This window comes from Paenibacillus sp. 32352, from assembly GCF_002042965.1.
GTDB classification, from domain to species: domain Bacteria; phylum Bacillota; class Bacilli; order Paenibacillales; family NBRC-103111; genus Paenibacillus_S; species Paenibacillus_S vulneris.
In genome coordinates, this window is the sequence record NZ_MZNT01000021.1 from 41,185 (window position 1) to 64,071 (window position 22,887).

17 protein-coding genes and 2 pseudogenes are annotated in these 22,887 nt (G+C 40.4%); 4 read left to right on the forward strand and 15 right to left on the reverse strand.

Annotation, left to right across the window (positions count from 1 at the left end):
- Positions 1-12: 12 nt before the first annotated feature.
- Both B1728_RS33545 and B1728_RS33550 read right to left on the reverse strand, forming a co-directional pair.
- Complete coding sequence (locus tag B1728_RS33545) at positions 13-1,695, reverse strand: UvrD-helicase domain-containing protein (RefSeq protein ID WP_079914785.1); 1,683 nt, start codon at positions 1,693-1,695, stop codon at positions 13-15.
- A complete protein-coding gene (locus tag B1728_RS33550; RefSeq protein ID WP_079914786.1) occupies positions 1,686-3,737 on the reverse strand; it encodes an ATP-dependent nuclease in 2,052 nt (683 codons plus the stop codon). Before B1728_RS33550 ends, B1728_RS33545 begins: the two co-directional genes overlap by 10 nt.
- Before the next feature lie 448 nt (positions 3,738-4,185).
- On the opposite strand from B1728_RS33550, the pseudogene B1728_RS37500 reads away from it, so the two are divergent.
- From B1728_RS37500 to B1728_RS37425, 4 genes and pseudogenes are all read left to right on the forward strand, one after another.
- Positions 4,186-4,559 (forward strand): annotated as a pseudogene (locus B1728_RS37500) (IS66 family transposase); the annotation flags it as partial.
- Positions 4,521-4,664: pseudogene (locus B1728_RS37505) on the forward strand (hypothetical protein); the annotation flags it as partial. The pseudogenes B1728_RS37500 and B1728_RS37505, both read left to right, overlap by 39 nt.
- Positions 4,665-4,774: 110 nt before the next feature.
- Entirely contained in the window at positions 4,775-5,113 is a 339-nt protein-coding gene (locus B1728_RS37420; protein ID WP_079914788.1) for an IS66 family transposase, read from the forward strand.
- A 10-nt stretch (positions 5,114-5,123) separates the two neighbouring features.
- Entirely contained in the window at positions 5,124-5,258 is a 135-nt protein-coding gene (locus B1728_RS37425) for a transposase domain-containing protein (protein ID WP_179136303.1), read from the forward strand.
- A 200-nt stretch (positions 5,259-5,458) separates the two neighbouring features.
- Here B1728_RS37425 and B1728_RS33570 read toward each other — a convergent pair whose 3' ends face one another.
- From B1728_RS33570 to B1728_RS33630, 13 genes are all read right to left on the reverse strand, one after another.
- Complete coding sequence (locus B1728_RS33570; RefSeq protein WP_179136304.1) at positions 5,459-7,339, reverse strand: ATP-dependent helicase; 1,881 nt, start codon at positions 7,337-7,339, stop codon at positions 5,459-5,461.
- Positions 7,299-9,146, reverse strand: a complete 1,848-nt coding sequence (locus B1728_RS33575; RefSeq protein ID WP_079914791.1) for an ATP-dependent nuclease — start codon at positions 9,144-9,146, stop codon at positions 7,299-7,301. The genes B1728_RS33570 and B1728_RS33575 overlap by 41 nt, the downstream gene beginning before the upstream one ends.
- Before the next feature lie 90 nt (positions 9,147-9,236).
- Positions 9,237-10,682, reverse strand: a complete 1,446-nt coding sequence (locus tag B1728_RS33580) for a hypothetical protein (RefSeq protein ID WP_079914792.1) — start codon at positions 10,680-10,682, stop codon at positions 9,237-9,239.
- A gap of 104 nt (positions 10,683-10,786) precedes the next feature.
- Positions 10,787-11,122, reverse strand: a complete 336-nt coding sequence (locus tag B1728_RS33585; protein ID WP_256865620.1) for a hypothetical protein — start codon at positions 11,120-11,122, stop codon at positions 10,787-10,789.
- A gap of 348 nt (positions 11,123-11,470) precedes the next feature.
- Positions 11,471-12,457 carry an ImmA/IrrE family metallo-endopeptidase gene (locus B1728_RS33590; RefSeq protein ID WP_079914794.1) on the reverse strand — a complete coding sequence of 329 codons (987 nt, stop codon included), beginning with the start codon at positions 12,455-12,457 and terminating at the stop codon, positions 11,471-11,473.
- Between the two features lie 28 nt (positions 12,458-12,485).
- Positions 12,486-12,755 (reverse strand): hypothetical protein, encoded by a 270-nt coding sequence (locus B1728_RS33595; protein WP_079914795.1) that lies wholly within the window; start codon positions 12,753-12,755, stop codon positions 12,486-12,488.
- A 536-nt stretch (positions 12,756-13,291) separates the two neighbouring features.
- Positions 13,292-13,738, reverse strand: coding sequence for a hypothetical protein (locus tag B1728_RS33600; RefSeq protein ID WP_079914796.1), 447 nt, complete (start codon positions 13,736-13,738; stop codon positions 13,292-13,294).
- 125 nt (positions 13,739-13,863) lie between these two features.
- Entirely contained in the window at positions 13,864-14,691 is an 828-nt protein-coding gene (locus tag B1728_RS33605; RefSeq protein ID WP_079914797.1) for a hypothetical protein, read from the reverse strand.
- On the reverse strand, positions 14,691-15,155 hold the full coding sequence (locus B1728_RS33610) for a hypothetical protein (protein ID WP_079914798.1): 465 nt from the start codon (positions 15,153-15,155) through the stop codon (positions 14,691-14,693). The genes B1728_RS33605 and B1728_RS33610 overlap by 1 nt, the downstream gene beginning before the upstream one ends.
- A 65-nt stretch (positions 15,156-15,220) precedes the next feature.
- Positions 15,221-17,143, reverse strand: a complete 1,923-nt coding sequence (locus B1728_RS33615) for a TnsD family Tn7-like transposition protein (protein ID WP_179136305.1) — start codon at positions 17,141-17,143, stop codon at positions 15,221-15,223.
- Positions 17,144-17,159: 16 nt separating this feature from the next.
- Positions 17,160-18,884 (reverse strand): TnsD family Tn7-like transposition protein, encoded by a 1,725-nt coding sequence (locus tag B1728_RS33620; protein ID WP_144028098.1) that lies wholly within the window; start codon positions 18,882-18,884, stop codon positions 17,160-17,162.
- 75 nt (positions 18,885-18,959) lie between these two features.
- On the reverse strand, positions 18,960-20,714 hold the full coding sequence (locus B1728_RS33625; protein WP_079914801.1) for an ATP-binding protein: 1,755 nt from the start codon (positions 20,712-20,714) through the stop codon (positions 18,960-18,962).
- Positions 20,707-22,887, reverse strand: a complete 2,181-nt coding sequence (locus B1728_RS33630) for a Mu transposase C-terminal domain-containing protein (protein ID WP_079914802.1) — start codon at positions 22,885-22,887, stop codon at positions 20,707-20,709. Before B1728_RS33630 ends, B1728_RS33625 begins: the two co-directional genes overlap by 8 nt.

The window sequence follows — 22,887 nt, forward strand, 5'->3', positions numbered from 1 at the left end:
ATATCTAACCACCTACACATATTGAATATGTAAATATCTATTTAACTTTTTTATGGCTTTTTCTGAAATTTGAGGGACATTAACAAACAAATTTTTCATTGCCCTACTACAGGCTACATAATAAACCCTATGATCCTCATTGCCATCAATATCGGGATTCAACAGAAATCCTAAATCTCTGTCCTCATTGTACTTGTATCCGTCCTTACTTTTAACTATCACTAAAACATGATCAAATTCGCTGCCTTTGGCTTTATGAATTGTTCGATGTAAGCTACCATCCTCTGCAATTTTTACATGCAAAGCAATATTCGAATAGATTGTACTTTTATAATAATTTTCTGTACTGGATGGAGATTTGCCACCCTTACTTTCTCTTATCTTTGAAAATTGGAAGTAACCAAGTTTCAATATTTTTTGATACAGTGACCATAATGGCTCATGACTAAATTCATGGTAATCATTCAATAATGTATGAATTACTTGCAATGCTGTCTTTTGTCCATTAAACTCATCAGTGGTTTTTAAATGTCTGCTCAATTCTCTTATCGCATCTTTGAAATGAGAAAGTCTTGCATACTCAATTGCTTTTATAATAGATATAAAAGTTTTCCTTCTGTCATTATCTGAATCTTCGAATGCTTCATCAATTATCGCCCATTTCTGTCCATCTATATATTCCATGTTATTTCTAACAGAATTGGCCATGAGGTTCGAGAATGATAAGGTATAGATTTCTTCGCCGTTAACACTATCCTTTGCATGGTTCAAAGCTTGCAAAGGGGTGCCAACAAGAATTACCGGAAGATTACCGGTCTTTTTTTTCGGGCTTTTTTGTATAATGTCCTTCCTGATAAAATTTAATAAATTGATTATCTCTTGAGTGCTTCTATGATTATCTACCATCTTGTAAGAAGCCATGCCTGGCAGCAAGAAATTATCAAATTGCTTAACATCGGCACCTTGGAACTCATAAATAGACTGTGCTTTATCTCCAATAACCCCTACAATGACCTCTTTCATTGCGATTAACTTAATGATTTCCGTTTGTATAGGATTAGTATCTTGAAATTCATCAATGTAAAAATAAGGGAATTTAGCACGTATTATTCGTAAAATTTCCTGGGTGTTATTCAGAAGCTCCCATGAAAATGCCAAAACATCATCAAAGTGAATAATTCCTCTTTCCCAGAACAATTTCTTGTATTTCAACAAACTATTGTGATAGTCACTTTTTCTTCCCTTTATATGCAATTTACAAGAGCTGCCCTCAATAAACCAGAATATTTTTTTCAGGTCCTCTTCCTCTACATATTTTCTTCCTAAGTCTGTCTGCTTAAAAAAACCCGTTGATACAATATGTTCGTAAGGAGCATCTACCTTCAAAGGATCAATCCCATATTTATCACCGATTAAAAATAGATACGGCTTAACAATATGAGTGAACAAAAAACTATGAATTGTACTAACCTCTACATGATCAGTCTCATCCCCTAATCTTTTTACTATAGTTTCAACTCCGACATTTGTATATGTGATACAAGCAACTTTCCTATTTCGCCCCAGACGGTTAGAATTGTGGAGAACGTTTTTAATATGATTTATTAAGAACTTAGTTTTCCCTGCACCTGGGCCAGCTGTAACTTTAAAATGCTTTTCAATATCTATTTTGGAATTAGAGTGTATTAGCTGCATACCCACGTTATCGCTTCCTTTATGTATTGTGGAACCTTAAAATAAGTGCAAGCATTCTCATTGTTTAAGTTTTCTTCTAATGCTTTAGATAGCTCGTAAGCATTTTCACCCTTAGAGATTGAGTTTAAATATCTAGAAGCAATTAAGTGCTCTCGGCTATCTGACCCTTTGTATCTTTTTATACTTTCAGCAATTCTAAGATTCTCTCCCCCTTTACTTCCTAATATACCTATCATTTCATCTAATGTTTTCCCTTGCTGATAATAATCAAATAATTTATTAAGTTCCTTAAGATTTGACATTGATTCTGTCAGAATCAACTTGCAATGAGGATTTATGTAAGCAAGTGCGTATTCAAACGTCTTTCCCTTACCTTTATCCTGTGAGAAACATTCGATATTTTCAGCAATACGTTTATCAACCAATTCATTTGAACAAGACTTATAAATGTACTTTTCGTCTTCTAAATCAAGCTCGTAAGGATAACATTTTTCAAATTTTGAATCATCACTAACCCTTTCTTTTCGAACCGGATCGAGATCTGTTATGCACGCAATTTTTTTATGTATTGTATATTCTTTAGAGGAATCAAAAAGCTTGAGAAAATGTTCAAAATAACGACCACCTATATTGATAACTGATATGTGGCTGCTTTCTAAATCAAAGCCTACATATTGAGCGAACAAGGACATGGTTAACTGTTCTGTTATTCCCTCGACCAAAATTACCCCTTTAGCAAACAATATATCTGATTTTGTAGTATCTAGAAATCTTTCCACATATGCCTTTGATTTTAGATCATCACCAAAAGCTCTACCTAAATAACCGACATTTAAAGTGTTATTATTCTTTCTGTGAAGGCAGATAATCTCATCCAAACTTACTGCAGAGGTAATATTCGGTGAATGTGTCGTAATAAAAATTTGTCTAGCTTTCTCTTTCGAATTTTCTCTTAGAAATTTCAAAAACTTATACTGCATTGACGGGTGAAGGTGTGCTTCTGGCTCTTCAATAACAAGTATTGGAAAAATTTTGGCGTTACTTCCAAGATAATCGCCAGAAGCATCTCTCTGCATTTTGGCTAATAAAAGTGACATGTAAATTAAGTTATTATAGCCTAATCCGTTATGAGTTGCTGGGATTGTAATACCAGTCTGATACTTAACTATTAATCTAAGAGCTGAGTACAGCTCTGAATCTAATATATGCCCATCAAAGTCCGGCTCAGCATTTCCAAACGAAGCCCCAGTATCGTTTGCATAACTGAGCATTTCTTTTTTTCCTCGCTCCATTCTCTTCTGCAAGGCATTTATTAGTTCAGATGCTTTCTCGGAGAATTGTTTTTTCAATTGTGCGATCTCTTCTTGCTGCTTTACTTTTGTTATTGTTCTGTCGCTTTTTATTTCGTAGTCCATAAAAAAGTCAATCACTTCACGTAATAACGTATTCTTCCCTGTGAAGAGATCTCTTTCAACATCCCGGACAGCATCTAAAAATTGAAAATCAATTTTTTTAAGGGCTTCAGAGTCTGCCACTTGTTTAAAGTCAGGATTACCTCCATAAATGTTACTCTTGTACTTTCTTAAAAAATTATGTTTTATCGCTAACCAATAATCCTCAATATTATCTGAAGTGATATTTGCCAGAGCTTGTTTATATTCTGCCTCTTCCTTCTCTGGCAAATAAAACACATATGTTAATTGCGCTTTATAAGGACTTTTCAGATCCGTTAACCATGTAGAGACAGTAACTAGATCTTCAGAATACTCTTCTTCATTCTTCGATTCCGTAAATGTAACGGTAATAGAAACCTTCGGCGGCTTCTCTTTCAACTCTTTAATACTTATTTCTTTATTAAAATCATCAACAGATAATTTTTTCGATGAACCAAAATTTAAAACTAAGTCTAAAGCTTTTAGCAAATTAGATTTCCCCGAGTTATTATGACCAATTACTACGTTTATGCCTTCATTAAATTCAATAACATTATTAGGTCCTTTATAATTACGAAAATTCTGTATTTCTATTTGAGAAATGTACATTGATTACGCTCCTTTACAATGCAGAATTTCTTTGTTTAATCATCGACCATAGATTGTTAATTATCTTTTTCGACAACAACTGCTTCCTTCCTACTTTACTCTCCAAAAAACTGGTACTACGAACGCATATATTTAGTGATTATCGACGTAAGTTGCCCAACTCCGATGGAGTTTTTAAAAAAATCACAATAATTATACCTAAACGAGCTTGACCATTTGTACGTCACAAAAAGAGCCGAGGAACTAGTTGAATACTTGACTATTCCTTGGCTCGTTATCAACATTCACTTCAATTATCAAAGTAATTAACATATACCTTCAGTTGCTGAATAATTTTTTCGTCTAACTCTTCTGTAGTATTTCTATACATTGGACTAAATCTCTTAATACTATCAAGTGAACTGACTTTCTTTTTATACTTTCTCATCTGATTAATTATTACGGGGAGATGACGGAGCAAGTATTGTTCATCCGATTCAATGGAACGGCGGTCGATCCTGATAGCCCGGCAAGCCGAGGAAGTATTGGAGGTACGGTTTTCAACGAACGTCCCCATCGTCTCATCAAGGCTCCCAGCGCCGTTCGAACTGAGACTGCCTTTTGCCCGCGGAACGATTTCTTGAAGGACTTCGTGTACTTGCGACGGGGTCGAGTTGTCCCGGCAGACGATGGCCAACTGGATGCTACACGGCGCCCAGTGGCTCACCCACGTATACGAGCGGATGAAACGACGCTGCAAGTGCTGCGGGAGCCCGGACGGACTGCAGATCAGAAATCGTACCTGTGGCTATACCGAACCGGCCCTTGGAGCCCGTTGATCATCCTGTACGAGTACCAACCGACGCGAGCGGGCAAGCATCCGCAGCGCTTTTTGACGGGCTTGACGGGCTACCTGCATACATACGGGTACGACAGCAACGACCAGGTCACCGGTGTGAGCGGGTGGGCTGCTGGGCGCACACTCGGCACAAGTTTGTCGAGACGGTTCAGGCGCTGCCCAAAACACGCCGGCTACCGGCACGGCGGCGCAGCAGGGATTGGACTTCTGCAATCGCCTCTATGCGGTTGAGCGAAAAGCCGAAGGGCTACCGCCAGGAGCAAAGCCGCCCGGTACTGGATGCTGTTTCGTTTGGCTGGAGAAACAAAAAACGAGGGTACTGCCCAAAAGTTTGAGTGGAGCGGCTATTACCTGTTGCCTGAACCAATGGGGACGACTGAAGGCGTATCTCTTGGACGGACGGTTGGAGATCGACAACAATCGAAGCGAGCGGGCGATCAAGCCATTCGTCATTGGGCGGAAGAACTGGCTGTTTGCCAACACGCCGAGAGGGGCCCAGGTGAAGCGCGACGATCTACAGCCTCGTCGAGACGGCTAAAGAGAATCGGTTGCATCCGTTTTACTATTTGACCTATCTGCTGGAGAAGCTGCCGCAACTGCCTGATCCCCAAGACGAAATGGCGCTGGACGCTCTGCTTCCCTGGTCACCCCTCGCTTCCTTTAACTTGCCGCGTGTTTACTAAATAGCTTACCCGAGTCCCCGTCTACTTCATAGGTGGGGACTATTTTACGCATACGGTTTTAATTGTAACTGCCCAAATTGACACATCATCAACTTCGACCTTTGGGTGACCTCTGGTAACCTCTGGATGACTTTTTGGTGATCTCTGGGTGACCTTCGATACTGCAGAATAGAGCTCCAGAATGGCTTAATTCGAATGCTTTATTCTTTCACTATTATTTCACTAAGAAAGCGACTTGGTAGTTTGCCGTTATCAATGCCGCCACGGCGACTTTCACGCTGCTGTGAAGAAGACAGGAACAATTTGCTTTCCGAACGGGTCATCGCAACATAAAGTCCACGCCGCTCCTCAGCTTCATCATTCCTAGCAGGAATAATGTCGTCTTCCAAAGCGATGATAAAGACAGCCTTATACTCCAGGCCTTTGGCCGCATGAAATGTAGAAATTCCAACCTCATCAATTGTATCAACGATATGGTTAGATTCGTCTTGAAGATCAAGCTCACCGATCAAATCCACTAGATTTTTCGCTTGAGATTTAGTCATTTTCTCTTTGAGCAATTCAAGATGCCGGATTTGTTCATAAGTGTCTTCTTCCATCCTTTCGAGCGAGACATCGATTTTAAGAAGGTCATACAAAACATCATAAACCTTTCGATTGCTTATCGAGCTATTGTACCCTGCGCAAAATTGTGCAAACTTTTTTACCGCATCATCCATGTCATCCTCTGGCGTAATTTCAGAAAGCTTCGTAATGGACAATTCTCCTCCAATCAGTTCCTTGTAATAATTGACCGTATCATCATAATTGTGAAGCCTTGAAAAATAAGCAATTAATGGCTCCAGAATCAAATCGTTTGAAGGTTCAATTATTAATTTTAACGATTCGTGAATAAGATCGGACAAAAGCTCGATCCTGTTATTAAAATTTCTACCGAAATGTCGGAACGGTATACCTCTTTGGGTGAAAACATCATCGACAATTTTAAGTCCGGGATGTCTGCTACGATAAAGCACAATAATTTCTTTATATTGAATACCTTCCGTGTGAATTTCTTGTATCTTATCGGCAATCCATTCAGCTTCTTGAAGGGCTGTAGTGAAGCTCAAAATTTTTAAACAGTCTCCGGTCTCTGTCTTCCGGCCACTAAGAGACTTCATTTCCCTTTCATCGTTATGTTCTATTAATGAATTTGCGGCGTCTAAAATAATCTGAGGCGAACGATAATTTTGAATCAGCTTAATGCTTTTTGCATTCAATTGCGTGATATATTCGCGAATTACTGTCGGGAGCGCGCCGCGCCAACCGTATATGGACTGATCATCATCCGCAACAGCCATCACATTCCTCGCACCCGTGCCCAGTAGATGAATTAGTTCAAGCTGCATGCGGTTGGTATCCTGCATCTCATCGATCAGCAGAAAAGGGAACGCGTTATGGTACAACCACAATATTTCAGGATGTCTTTTAAACAAAGTTACAGTTAACAAAATAGCGTCATCAAAGTCAATCATTCTATTTTCTCGCAAGCGCCACTCATATTCGGCAGTGGCAGACTTAAAGCCTATAATTCTTGATTCTGTTTTCTGAACATAATCATCGTAATCTACAGATGAATTCTTCAAGGTGCTGATTCTATTGGCGAGTTCGAATTCGCTCATGGTTGTTAAGCGATTATTACTTCGAATAGAGCGAATTAGCGCATTCCTGTTCGCTGTGGACACAAATGTAAAATCGCGTGGTACCCCGATCTTGTCCCCGTAAGACCTTAGAACGGACTGGCATAAATTATGAAAAGTTCCCAAACGAATACGGCGACTATCAATTCCAAGGTCTTGCACTCTCATTTTCATTTCATTAGCTGCTTTATTGGTAAAAGTTATGGCAAGAACCTTCCTCGAAACTGGAACGAAATCCCCCTCGAACAAATAAGCGATCTTCCGGGTAATAACACGAGTTTTTCCCGTACCTGGACCCGCAAAAACCATGGTGTTACGATCCATAGTTTCTACAGCTTTAATTTGTTCCTCGTTTAATCCCTCAAGACTCCTCATTTGCAGTTTGCTCTCCTTCAACATCATCTCCATACCCCGCCAATTGTACGACAGCATCGAGCGTATTTTTGATGAATTCATCCGGAAAATGCTCGCTGAACCCTTCTCCGATAAGCCTTCCTGTCGTTCTGCCCTTAATTTTCCGGAATGAATTAGCCAAAGTTTTTCTTATTTTAAGCTCCGCTTCAGGATAATGGGAAATGACAGCCATCAATAAAGGAATCGCATCTACCAAGCTTCGATCATCTTTTCGCATTTCACGCAGGACATTTGACTTCTCTACATCTACAATCTTTATTACCCCTTTTAGATTAGAAAAAAGTTCCGCTTTTCTTTCCGGTGGAAGGACTTCTTCCAAGAATGCAATCAACTTAACAATTGGCATGTGGTTACAAACATATCCCTCGATGTCCCCCATGTCAGGAGTCCTAGGCAACTCATATAGTCTGGAACATATCGTTTTGATTTCCTCCAACTCGTCCTCATGATTTTTATCTTTGGAATCATAATCAATCACAGCGGCGCTCGGTATGCCGAAGTTATTCAAAAGCCTGATAAATGCTTTGATGTTTGTTTTCCCACCAGCATTTATCACGGAAACACCAATGCGATCCAAATCGTAATTGCTGTCCAGATAAGTGAGAGAAAGTCCCAACTCAGGAAACAAACCTTGTTCTGTTGGCCCTTCCGTCAATAAAACCGCTTTAGAGAAGAATGCATCCGCTTTTCCCACATCAAGATGCTTTTCATAGGAGGATACAAACTCTTCAGGAAAATCCACGGGTAATTGCACACTAGTTGATGTGCCTTGCGCCCCTTTTCGAATTAAGCATATTTGCCTCGGATTGATGAGTTCAATCAATGATGGAGAATGAGTGGCAACCCACACTTGTCTAGTCCGGGATAAATGCAAGATCTCTCTGAACATTTTGCGCTGGGCATGTGGGTAAAGGTGAGACTCAGGTTCATCTATAGCGAAGATTCCTTCTCGTAACTTGCCGATACCAGCAAAGGCCCGAAAAATGCTTACCGTAAGCACGCTTTGAAGCCCCAAGCCGAGTTGATCAACATTGAGGTACTTATCCGATGTATGATGTTTTAACTGTATTTGAATGTATTTTTTTATATCTACAGCTGTTGATGTCGCAATAGTAAGACGCAAAAGGTTGTCGATTCTCGGCAAATCAATGATTTCTCTGGTGATATCGGCTACCCCTTTAGTAAAGGCTGCGATCTCTGGGTTGTTTTTTAATGAATCACTCGCTTCGTTTAGTTTGGACAATATAGCTTTTTCTTGTTCCGTAAGATTAATTTGATTGAGTATGCGACCGAACAAACTTCCTTTATTAGACTTGATAGCCCTATAATCGCGCATAGCGTCCTGTAAAAAGAACGAAATCAATTTCTTCTCTCCGAACGACACTGAACGGTCAGGCTGGCGACCAAAAACTAGTGAAGGCTCTGCTTCACGTGTATCCGGGTTATAAATAACGGAAAAATGTAACGGTAAGGTATATACTTCTTTTCCCTCAACTTGTACAGCATCGACAAGACCGATAAATTCCGCGCAGAGTTCCTCACTGAGATCTTCAAAAATAACCTTTACTTCGATAGGTTTGCTAATATCGTAAAAATCCGTCTCCTCAAATTCCAGTGTTCTAATCGATCTATCTGGATTGAAGATCATATGGAGAATGGATAGCACATTGGACTTTCCAGCGTTGTTTTCTCCAATAAGCACCACGATATCGTGACCGTTTATTTTTTGAGGAGTGATTCGCATCTCATCTTTGAAGTTGCGTAAGTTTTTAATCCGCAATTCTTTGATTCTCATCGCTTACCTCCGGAATACTGTCATTAAGGTTGAAAGCAGGAAAAATAGCTCGTCATCTTAAAGGCAAGGCATTTCATCGTTCCCAAAGAGCTATTGCCACCAAGAATATTCAGTTTTTAAATCTTTTCCTTTCTCGTGTTCGCGTTTCCCAAGAAACTCATCTTCTCTAGCTATTATTGGATCATACCAATCGGCCTTCTTCTTTGCCCAATCGATCCATTGTAAATCTTCCCCTGTCAAATTACCGGACGATTCCAAAGCTGCAACGAATGCCCTGATCTTGCACGCCATCGCGTAATCCTGCGCCAAATTTGTCAATGCAACCGTGCGCTCGACCTCGATCATATAACGTTTTCGGCGTTCTTCTCGCAATCTCTCTGCTTCTTCGCGTTTACGACGTTCTTCTTCGCGCGCCTCTCGCTCTTTTCGTATAATTTCAGATGCTTCATACATCTCGATCAGAAGAATTCCCAATTGGTCTTCCACGATGGAAGATTTCGTATCACGAAACCTTTTATTTTGATTCTGATTTATATTGATGCACAGCTGCCCATTAAACACATAATCATATTTGCGAAAATTCGGTTTCGAAGCCCAGGAGTACCGTTTCTTATCTTCCTCATATTTGCGAAGCTGATTTTCCTCTGACTTTGTTAAAACATGATCGACTTTGTCCTGCATTTCATATATCTCAAGGGATACCGATTCATTCCGAATAATAAAGGAGAGAGTATCCGTCACTGAGCATCCCAATGGTTCTATAGTATGAATGAGTGCCCCAAGGATTCGGTAGACACGCGGAAGCGTCTCATTCGAAATCACGCCCGCTAGAAATGGAGGACTGGACTTATATGAGCTGTAGCTTTGACGGCTTCTTTGAGCGCCAACTTCTTTTTTATCGTTCCTGTTCCATTCGTTAACAACGTTCTTATATGCGGCAATTTTAGGGTGCATCTTGGCCTTTTCATGCGGGATCTGTATCCGACTCGCTATATCAAATACCTTGTTCCTTTCATCCTCGTCGAGGAATGCCAACTTATCCAAAAAGCTTTTGTGAGCAGCTTCGGAATAAGTTCGGTTGTTAATATATTTTTCGGTTTTACTTGATTTGGATAGTGGCATTGCGCCAGTATCCAAACCTGCTTCTAGGAAATCGTCCTCTTTCATAACAATTTTCGAACCAGCATCAGCATTGTTTACCGCTTCTCCATCCTGTTGCGTGGCCTCGAGCTCTGCTTCTGGAATGGTCGCCATACCCTTATCAATCTTCTGCACTCTTATCCGCGGCGTTTTCGAACACGGAATAGCAACTTCATGTATAGATGAGTCTGGAAGAGGTGGTTTCGTTACCGACTTTCCAAAATTTAATTTCGTCCAATACCCCGCAGGAGGTATGGGCACATTTGCTTCCTTACAAAGCTTATATATTAGGCCATATGATGTGCCATATTTCCTAGCAACACCAGCAAGCGACAGCTCCCACACCTCGTTATAGATCTGCTCGCGAGCCAGCATTTGAGGTTGTTCCTCGACCATCGTTACGACCTCCTTCTCAGTTTCAAATGCCTTTTCGTTGATAATTTTCTGGTCAGGTTCATAAGCTACAGGAGCCGCTTGTGAAAATAATTTAGCCCCGCCTCCTATTCGTTTCTTTCGCTCAATAAAAAAACTAAATCCTTCTTCATTTCTTCAAATTGCGAAATGATTGTCTCCAGATTTTTCTCTATGCTTTGAATTTGAACTTCATTGATTCTTCCATACTTGTACGCAATAAGTCGTTCAGCAATAATGTGATAACTCCAGCTATCAGAGTATCGATCCTCATTATGAATTGCAAAACCTATCGGCAGGCGGTCATTTCTCATGCCGATACTTACAGCCATGGGAGCGATGCCAAGATAATCAGCTGCAATTTTACAGGTAATTTTGGGTAAGCTTCTTATTTCTTCATCCGTGTATCTTCCCACACGACTCACCTCTAGTCATTCCTTCCGCTTTAAGTTGAAATGTTGTATTTGCTTCATATACTCTTGGTTTTCGAACATCAGTTTTAGTAATATTTCGACAAATGTAAGTGTTTTCCTTTCCATGTGCTGTATCGGTCAAAATTCGCGTCCAAATTCAAGTCTAAAAACACAAAACCCTTCAGACTTATTCTGAAGGGCAGCATTATAAGTTATGTAGTTGTGTTGTTAAGGGATTCTCTATCATTGTATTAACAGGGACCGAGATAAGAAATTGGTTAATAATAAAGGAGCAGACTAATGGAACTGCCCCTATCATTTTCCTTCTAGTCTCTCATTATACACGTACTCATCGCCCATTCAGTTCAATAAATTGGCAGCTAATCTAACTGTTGCTTCCGGGTCTTTGACATTTAATGCGCCGGGATCAAGATTGCAAAACATCTCCACATATTCTTGCGGCACTCCGCTTTCATGGATGATTTGGAGTTCATTTTTTACTTTCTTTTCAAGCAGCAATTGTATGCTTTTTCTTAATACAACGGGTTCAGGCACTGGGATAACGTCATCCAACGGTTCCTTCACTCTCATTCTTTTCATGGACATTTGTTTAAATAACGAAGTGAATTTGCTCTCTGTTATTAGCCCCAGGTCTTTGCATCTATATATCATAGCGGCAATCGAAACTTTCCAGTATTTTTTAAGCTCCACAAAATGAAGCAATGATGTTGAAGTCACTGTTTTTGCAAATGCCTCGGCAGGCAACAAAAAGGCAGACGCAAAGCGATTCGCCTGCTCTTCAATCTTTTTAAACTCCTCTTTGGAAAGAAGGTTATTATTCACATCTTCATGCATTAAACGATGTCCAAGTTCGTGAGCCCCATCCAATTGACGCCGAACCGCGGATTGTTTGTCATCACCTAGAAAAATAAAGGGACGGCCTTTTCGATGCTGACAAAAGGCATCGATTTTTTCGCTGGCCATATGGATAGTGAACACCATAATTCCGTTACGTTCAAGCAAATTGACGATGTTAGTTATGGGTTTATCGCCCAGTCCCCAATGATCTCTAGTCAATTGCGCCAATTTTTCGATTGATACCACATCCCAATTGCAATTGCTGAAATCTTTGGTGTCCGGCAAGTTTAGTTTAGGGAAATCTATATATTTGCTCAGATAGTCGTATATATATCCTGCAAGATACGATTTGTTCAGCTGTATTTCTCGACTTTTTTTGGTTGCGGTTGCATTCGCCCTAAAAAAAGTGTTGCCTACGTATTGCTCGCTGTCTCCATAAAAGAAACTTTTCGGAAATCGAAGCATAACACCGTCGTTATGCACCGTCATTTCATTACGTCACATAGTCTTTATTCCATCATTTTTTCTTTTTCAATCGATCACGTAAATGCCCGATATAGATTGAATTTGGATCGTTCGGATTGTACTTGCGATTCATTGCACGTTCAAACTCATCGAATAACATTGCAAAATCATGTACATTCGGTTCCAGTCCAAAGGTACGCTTCATATCACGGTAATGACGAAAAAAAACGCCCGTTGCCTGTTCGCCTGAATAACCTATTCGCTGTAACTCGCAAATCACCGCTTGAGCATATTGTCTATTCATCTCGCGACGGCTCTTCATCCCACCATCCTCCCTTTTGACCCCGTCATTTAACCCAATTATAACCAAAATAGCGATCCATCGAGCAAGGTTTGACTACCTCTCGAGGACCGCTTTTTTGGTAAGACTTGTTTCACATGAAATATCTATATTATAGTATGTTTTTTAGAAAGTATACCTGCTTTATTCCAATATGTTATTCTTCTGTGATAATGTTACCCTATAACTGTTCTGAGATAATGTCACTATGGGACAGGAGATAATGACATTGACACAATCAGAATTGAAATAATGTGATCGTAGCATCCTCCATTTGGGTTTAATGACAAACCAAAACAGAGGGGGGAGAGCGACAGCCAACGCTCCACGGCAAGCAGGAAGCACAACAAAAAAGACCTCGCCGCAGAGAGCGCCAACGCTCGATTACGACTAGGCCTGATTGTAATATTGGATTGCCTTCTTGCCGATTAATTCGCCGTTTGCAGTTATGAGCAATTGGGATACATCAACTCCACCCTCTTTCTCACCTGTCAACACCGTGTGAGAAACTATGTGGGCTATGATGTTTGGCGCTGCCCTATGCTTCGTTCAGCCTCTTGGCATCCGGGATTTAGCCGACAACTGCATTGACAAATTTCCCAACGCTCCTTACAAATATTCTCTGCTTCCTCAAGAGACAATTGTTCAAGAAGCTGCTCAAACTCAAGAATGATCGCGGCTGCATCCATCGCTTCCAAATAGCCAACTTTATTCAACGAAGCTATTAACGTACCTACTGCTCTTTTGGCAGTAATCTGGTTACTTAGATGATAGGCAAGATTATCTATGAATAATTCACTATTGGAAATTGCCGCCTTTTGATTGATTGAATCTTTTGTACTTAAGAAAAAACGGATTGATTCAAGATAATTAGCAAAGGTATCTTCACTGGGAAGTTTTTTAATATGATGATCCAAAATACTTATCAGAAATGCCACTTTCTCTGTATCGTTTAGTAAAGTCAAGTTCTTTCACCCCCATGTTTATTCGTAAATACTGCCGCGGCAATGCATGTACGAAGTTTGGACAAAGCCTATTGCAATTCATGAAAGTACTTGGTAATACATGGTTTTCGCATGCACATGAGTCCTTAATTTCCAACAAGCTCCCCAACTTTTTCAACAAGCTTTTGCCAATCAGTAAGTAATGCAGTTGTTGCAACAACCCCCTTTGAAGCTGATGCCATATAGCTTTTTATGTTTTCCATCGCCTTCCTTAATCTAGGCAATTTGGGATTAGGTGATTCCACCTGCTCTTGAATAGTTTCCAAATCGTCAGTCAAACTTTCTTTTTCATCTACTGACAGTTCACTTGCCTGAATAGCAGGCAACAATTTTTCAATCAGTGCCTTAATCTCGGTTACATCGTTATTGGTTATATTGCCAGTGTAAGTGACATCTCTTCCAGCTGCGTTGACGTTCCCGTAGTTATTGCCAATGTTTTGATATATATTGCCCATAACCTTATCTCCTTCCAGCAGCATCATTTTCTTAGCCAATGCATCAACAACAAAATCAACCAAGGACTTGAACGCGCTGTCCAAAAAATCCCTGACTATGTCATCCCAACTTCCTTTGCCGTGAATAAAACTGTGCGCAACCCCTTTAACATCCTTATTTTCTGAGCACAAATACGACATATAATCATATTGGGCTTTCAAATGACTAGCCTCATCAACAGGAGGTTCTATATAGTTCCATCCGGAACCTTCTATCAGAAAACACTGCTTATAGTCGAACTCCACTCCTCTTATTCGATCCTGAATAATGCTGCTTATAACCGGAGTTGAGTCGATATAGTTTTTGAAGCGTTTTAATTGAACCGTTGCAGTATCCGCATCACACATCAGCATGTTGCTTGAAACTCTTCTAAACTCTAAGCTCAAGAGTCTGTACTCTTTGTACTCCGTTGTATTCACTATATATCCACCCCACAATAAGGACAGTAGACTTTCGAAACACCGGCACAATAAAGAACTTTCACATGCTGCTCGCAACAGCTGCAGGCAAAAATCTCTTCCGTTGTGTCACGATCCTTCAGTTCTCTAACGTTAACCGTCTTAAGAGGCTTGAAATCCATTTTTATGACCCCTTTGCTCGTGCTATTAATGTTACGAGCCATTTTACCAAAAGTCTTATTTAGTTGTTCAATAGCATAATTCATGGCCAATGCTTCTATCTTCTCGACAGTCTCTTTGGTGTAAAAGTTATTTTTGTCGCTCGTTAGCCCGCAATATGGACAAAACAGATCCATAACTGGCTTCTCGTCGTGTTGTAATTCATCCGCTCTCACCTTAAATTCCGAATTGCAGAACGGACATTCAAAAGTCACAAATCCTTCACTATCGCCCTGGATTGTAAATGATAGGGTTACCTGGGTCACCCAAATCCCCTCCCGAGTTCATTGTAAAAAGAACCAAGCAGATAGATTGCTTGGTTCTTCTACAGTCAAAATGTCATTGTCTCCAATTGGTTAATGATCCTTTCGTCCACCTCTGCTGTACTTCTCCTGTACATCGGGCTGAACGTTTTTATACTATCAAGGGAAACGACTCTCTTGTTGTATTTTTTCATCTGTTCAATAATTACTGGAAGATGGCGGATTAAGTAGTTTGCGTCTGACTCAACCTTGCTTTTTAGTAATTCTGTAACTCTTGGGAATTTTTCAGGTGCATTCTCTAAATGCTCGGTAATAATCTTGGGGGCATGAGCCAAAATAGTATACTTTCTTATCTGCTCAGCGGGATTTGATCTGTACAGGTCATCTGCTGCCGCGGCTAAAATTTTGCTGTATTCAAGATCTAACTTGGCCCAATCCTTTCGAATCCGATTTTTTTTGCTGGGAGGCAAGTTTTTCTCCATCCAATCCCGGTCGTTCTTTAACATTTTATGATACAGATGATTATATCTTTTAGCCAACTCAGTTCTTGAAATGTCGCTATTTTCCCGCATTATTGCAAGTATCTTTTTGCGATTTTCTGTTAACAACGTGGTGACCTCTGATGTTGCAGCAACTTCGTCATTATTATCCATAGACGATGCCCATAACATTTCAAGCGACTGAAGTATTCTAGTGTCTGAAGCCGGCTCTTTATGCCGGTTCAATGAACGTTTTATTTGGGTTGGGGATGTCTTTAACCTTTTTGCAATAGCATTATTACTTAAACCACTTGAATGAAGTTCCAATACAGTTGAATGCCACAATGGACCCATTGTTAACACTGCATAAGGCTTCTCGTTACTACGATCGTTTAATTTCCATCTTCTTGAGAAACTAAAGCCACATAGCGGACAACCAAATAATCCCGAAATATATCTTCCATCATGATCAACACGAACACATTTTTTGATAACTCCTAAGCCATATCCTTCACATACCGGGTTATTGCAAATCCATGGCCCATTCCCAAATGGTATCGGTATACAAAAGGCTCCGTTCTCCGATATAAAATGTTCAACTGAACCAGATAAAAACATCATAATCAGCACATAGAGCAGGATATTTTTAACACCCTTACATGAAAGAAAGAAACTGTCCGAATTAACCTGTGCTTTCAAGTCGGTAGTCAAGTATCCTTTTAAACCATTGTCTTTCAGGAAATTATCAAAGTGCTGAAGAATTTGTTTTCTGTCAACGCCACCCGAGTACTTCATGTATCCTTTTAGTCCCAATGCATTTTTCAATTTTGCAAATATCTCTTCCCGCGATACCTGCTTGGAGTACCTAACCATCTGATAGAAGTTCGTAAGGACTCTCTGTTCGATATTATAGTTGGAGGAAATCGATTCTTCTTGACAATCTGATAGATTGCAACCACATTCACACTCTATAGAAGCTAATAATTGTCCATCTTTCGCTCTAGCCAACTTCTTATTACAGCTCGGGCAAAGCACAATCAATTTACTGCCATGTTCTGGACAGCATGTTATAAAAGTTAGTTGGTGGGTCCTATGCAAATAGACTTCACCATATTTTTGACTGTCATTCTTCATGCAATCAGGGCAATAACGTAAGTCCTCTGAAATAAGCCGATCTAGACCTTTGCCTAGTAAACCGGCAATATTGGAATCACCTGCATTTTCCATGATCTCTTCAATGGCTCTTGATAACCGATCTTTAGGAATGAATGGTTTGACCCAGTGAAAATAGGTATGGTTAAATAAAAAATCATCCATTGACATAAATCGGCTTGGCAACTGGTTAAACAAAAAATTCAAGTTGCGAGGAAATACGGTTAAACTGTAGACCTTTCTTCCGAACAACTCTGAATTTGTTACTGAAAAATCGCTGTTACCCGAAAGCACATGGTACCTAAATATTATGGACCTACTATCTTCATCTGGATATAAGATCGGTAAATACGATAACATAAGCATCGTCCCTCTTTCATGACTGACACTCAACGAGTTCCATAAATTTGTCTTTAACCATTTTCTTTAATGGATGATTCAAGCCGGCTAGCTTCAATAATCTCCATCCTAACACCTTACCTTCCGTCTCATTAAGCTTGCTTGCTGCCCATATTAACCTGCGAACTTGAAATGTCTCTGTAGAATCGACATGTTTCTTAATGAATTCATTGGTTCTGGGGAGCTTGTTTAGATTCTTCATAAGCTTATGTGTCAGGTTACCTGAATCCGTATATCTAGCTATTGAGGCCAACGATATTCTTAGGGGATTAGGCAACTGTTTCATCTGTTCGACCGCCTTTGCCACCACATCATACAAAATCTCGTCTCGCTGATTCCAATCCACTTTTCGTTTGACTTTCGATAGCGAACATCCTTTCTCGTTGTTTCTGTTTCTTCTCGACCTGGCAGGTTGACTTTGATTTCTCATCTTATGCAAAGCTGCTTTATTAGTATTAAGAAGCTCCGTTTGAGTTTTTACAGTCCCAGGGTCGACACCGAGAATTTTTGCTTTCTGACGAAGAGATGTATTGGTTTCATTAAGACACCTTAGTTTGTCATACCAAACTGGACCAAAAGCTTTAATTCTGCCTATGCGGTTTCGATCCTCATCACTTGTATCCGGACCTCTTCTTGAATATACAAATCCGCAACTGCAATGGAAGGTGCCGACCGGCTTTGAAGTTGTTGAGCAACGAGTAACTACACATTTTTCAACAACACTTTGATTGTAATGATCAGCCGCTTTATTGAGACATGGCCAGGGGCCGCTTCCAAATGGAAGATTGTTGGGGGTGACCGAAAAACCACCGACAGATTTTTCAAAAAAACCGATTAGTAATAGATGCCTTAGCGGATGCGTGATTTCTTCTTGATCCCTGATTATTTTATGTAACCACGAGCTGTTTGAATCGATACCACAGTCTAGATAATCCAGCAGTTCATCAGTGTAGAAATTCCGAAAATCATGTATAAGACGATTAAATCGTATCCGGCCGCCTACTGTTTGGTATCCTTCCATCGGCAGTACCCTTCTATAGGATGTGGTCTCCTCTTTAGATTTTGACTGGGACTGTAGAAGTAAATTCGATTGAACAGCAATGTATTCCAGATGATCACACCAGTTGGCGTCAATAACGGGTTCGGTAAAATTCGATTCACCGTGTATTGCCAAAGGCACAAATGAATATTTGTGATGAAGAGTTGAGTATTCTACCGTACTGACCCTTAAGATGATCTTATGCAACGGACACATTATAACACCGGGCAGCTGATGGCAGCGATGCCAATAAGGCTCGCAAATCTCACTATCTGCTTTATAGCAATCAGTACAAAATCTTAGCCTTGCCGGCAATTTTATAGAAGTAGCAAGCAATCCCAGGAAGGCATGAACTTCCCCTTGTTTACTCCCATTTTCCATCAAGGATTGTACTTGATGAATTTTCTGTTGCTTCATAAAGTAAGTGTAATAGGGAAGTAGGGTATGATTGTTGATGATTTGATCGGTCGTATATTGTCCATTCAGATTATCGGCAAGACTCATTAGGTGACTTGGCAGATCTGCAGTCGCACAAACCGATCGATTACCGAAAAGGTCCTCGATGGTTTGTCTTTGTATCTTATTTCCTGAAATTACATGGTACCTGGCAATCCCGCTGTAAAGCAATTCATCCTCATAAAGAGTCGGAAAATAAGCTAGCAATAGAATCACCCTCTCAGATAAGATCCTATTGCTAGTTTTCCCTATTTTACATGTCCCTAGTACTCAAACAATCCATTAAATTATTAGCTTCGATAGCTCATCCTCCGACGGGATACTTCCTATATCCACTAGCTTTTCATAGATTACCTCTGTATCCTTTTCATTGTTTGCTACGGCATTTCTAAGGTCATCCTCACCAAGCATAACCTGCTGCTTTTTCTTCTTTTGGGCTTTACTGTTCCCCTTTTCTTGGGCTTCTTTCCCCTCGTTACCACGGTTTTCATCTTCATCCGTCATGGAGTTGAACGTAATATCTTTAATAAGTTGTTTTCGTAAATCAGCCATATCCTTCTCAGCCTCATTAGACTGAAGAACCCTATTAGCAGCTTCATAAGCCATATCGTAAGAAGCCCCGAAATCCATTGCTGTTTTTACAAGCTCAATTAGCTTCTCTTCGTCCTGCTCAATTTTTCCATCACGCAATATTTTTGTTCTGACCTCTCCTTGAATATTGACTTTCTCATCTGCCTTTTGTAAATATTGATCCAACACGTTCCACTTAGGATATAAATCATCTATTGCCTCTAACGCTCGGGGATCTTTACTTCTCAAAACCTTTAACATAGGCTGAACCAGCTGCATGTGCTGTTTGGCAACGGTCTCCAGGAGAGCCCCTGTTATTTTTTCATTATCGTTTCCGTCCTCGATGGCTTGCCACTGGGCTAACATGTACAACTTAACCGCAATATCTACAATTCCCTGAGAAAGCTCATACATTTTCTTACTCAAATGAGGCTTTAGAGGCGTTTCAGTAGCAGTCCATTGATATTTCCACAGAGCATTTAAGAAGAAATCCCACTCCTCGCCTTCACTTAGTCTATCCATGATCAGGTCCCCTTGTCCCGTGCTTCTTCTTGCTTGACTGAAGGAACCTGAAAGAAGCTTCATTGCCTTAAACGTCCCTACTAATACCACAGGAACACCAATCGTATTAATCAATTGAGTAAAGTAATTAAGCATCTTCTCAGCGCCGCCACTCTTAAGAAAACTCAAGTTTTGAATTTCGTCAATGACTAGTACTCCTAACCCATGTAATGTAGCGATATGAGCCATCACTGGAATTAACATATCTACCGATACTTTTTGAGTCGAAAATTTCCGGAAATATTTAGTACCCAAATGCGCATCTACGGATTGTAAAAAGTTAAAGCACAACCCTTTCAGCGAACCATCAAACGGGCAATTTAATTTCAGCCAAACAACTTGCTTACGGATAAAAGGTTGCCCTTTATAAGTCGAGTGATGGATGACCTGCGGGTATAAAAGTAATGAGCTCTCGATTGCCGTTGTCTTCCCCTGTCCACTTACTCCAAGGATAGCGAATCCGGCAGCGGTAGATCTCACCCCTGCAATATTGCTTCCTGTTGAATCAACTCCTCCTTCAAGAACCTCTTTAAACCCTATATGGAATTGTCTCATGACTGCTGGAGAGAAAGGATTTCTGGCTTTATAACCATGGCGGATTAATCTCGATAGCCTTTGTTCCACCAGAAAATGTGAAGGTAACGGCTCGACATAATCGGATATCTGTTGAACAAGATGCAGCCTTGTCTGCCGTCCTAATTTACGTTGCCTTTCATCGTAATCAGGGTATTTCCTGATTTGTAATGCGACATCTTCTTCTTCAAATATCGGGGGCAAAGCTTCTATAAAAGGATTACCCCTATAGTCAGGAATCTCCTGTTCAGAATAGCTTGCCTCCTCTTGCCTGCCTATAAGGCTCGGAGAATACTGGTAATAATCAACCTGCTGTTGAGCTTGCTTAACCATGCTTTTTCTCCTCCGTCTCCCTTAATTTTGCGAGTAGACCCAGCTTTGATTTAGGCTTATATGTTTCTAGAGGGATTACATGATCTCCAGGAATAGATGGTTCGTCCGTCTCCTCATTTGGAGACTTACCCAACTCATAAGCTTGTTCTTTTCGCAGCTTTTCTCTCTCAACGGCTTTAGTCCCTTTAATATTGGACTTCCGTTCAGACTTTGTTAAGGAATGGTCTTGGCTATCGGCACTCCGCTTCATTGCTTCTTTCTTAATCGCTTCTAACTTCGCGCTTAAGGTTACTTCTTCCTGAAGTTCCGTTTCATCATAGTACAAGCTTCTTGACAATTTTTCCTCGTACCGGGTTGACTTGACCTCTTCAAGGCTCATATTTATGAATCGGGAAGACTTGGCCAATAAGTCGCACTTTATAAAACCCTTGCCATTGTCCGTCTTCACATAGACATGATTCATACATCTTCTGTCATAAGCGATCGGCACCTTTTGTGTTTTCCCTTTAACGAACCAACCCTGACGCGCTAATTCTTCACAACCATAATACATTCCTTCAAAGTATATCCCCTCCCGATTCACAGTAACTTTTGCCTCGGGCAATACATTCAATCGAACGATATCCGGATGAACATTCTTCAAATAGTGATTATGAGATATCCCCCAATTCCATAAATCCCTTGCAACGGGCCGCACTTTATCCAATGCCTGATCTTTGTCTAAAGGGTAGTATTCCATGTAATGATAGTTGTTCCTTTGAAGAATCATCTCGATCATCATTTGTGTAAATTCTCTAAGTGTGAGCTTCGCATCTAAAACGTAATCCGGTCCCCCGCGCTTTTTGTATTCTTTCTTCACAGCACCAGGCGTCCATGGTTGGAGCGTCACGTTCAATGTTCGAAATTGCTGTTCCACAATCCCCTTTAGATCAGCACGATACGGAGGCGCGTTCTTTAGTTTAATTCCTAGCGCTTTACCAAGCGAGTCGGCATTTTTACTCTCCATCTCGCCTCGGTCAGCCATAAAACTTTCTGGCATATGGTGACACGGCCACTCTTCCTCTGTAATTTCGATATCATACTGCCTGCAGAACTCAACCTTATTTTCCACTGTATTTTCAATAGCCATCATGACTCCAAGCCAAGACGGACCTTCAAACCCAACATATAACCCGACAACCATATGACTGTATACATCAACAACAATATATACGACAGGCCTGCCGACAATAATATTGGGATCAATTGCACTTACCAAATATACATCTGCTACCGTTGCATCAACTTCGAAGATTTGGCCTGGTCCATTAGCTTTCCTAGTTTCTGATCCTAGCAAAGGCCTGAAATCACGATTGAATGTAACCTCGCCTTCTCGGGCGATTAGCAGCTTGCGCTTGGTATAATACCTTCGAATGTGATATCGCAATTGAGCAATACTTGGTACATCGTGTCCTGGAGGTATTATCGGGATCTCATATTTCCCCTTCTTAATGGTATCAATTTTATAATGATTCTTTAGCATCTCAATATATGTATATTTCACGGAGTCCCTTCGATTTATTTTTAAATAAACATCTCTTATAGCCTTATCGAATATTTTTCGATGACCCTCACTTATTAAGACTCCTTTTAACTTGGGATCTACAGAAATGCTGGTTTCTCTGGGTCTGCCCATCTTTTGAGTTGGATTCTTCTTACTGCCCTTCCCCCCGCATTTTCTGAATCTGGGAAGTAGAGCATTCACCATCTTCCCCCCAGTCCAGTAATAGCGTAAGTATTTATAGTAAAGGTTTTTTCCCTTACCGGTTCTTTCCACCTCGCTCTTTATGATTTCATACCGCTCTTTTGGATTGTAGATGTTAGGCTCCAGTTCAACTATGTCTTTAATACATTCCCAGGCTTCATCTCTAAGGCGAATTTCTTTTGGGGTTAGAAGTTCTTCCGAAACCATAAATCTGGAATATGGGTCATGCTCGCGCTTAATCATCGTCCCTTCAATAAGCTCTTGTTCAATAGATGAGATACGCTTAAACTCAGGAACCCCGGTTTTTTTTATAATAGAAATGGTAACGGCACAATCCTCCGACTGATTCAGCCACAGGACCCTCTCGCAATCAACAAGCTTTGATTCCGCGTCTCTCTTTTCAAGCAGAGTATTGATAAATAGCTCCAT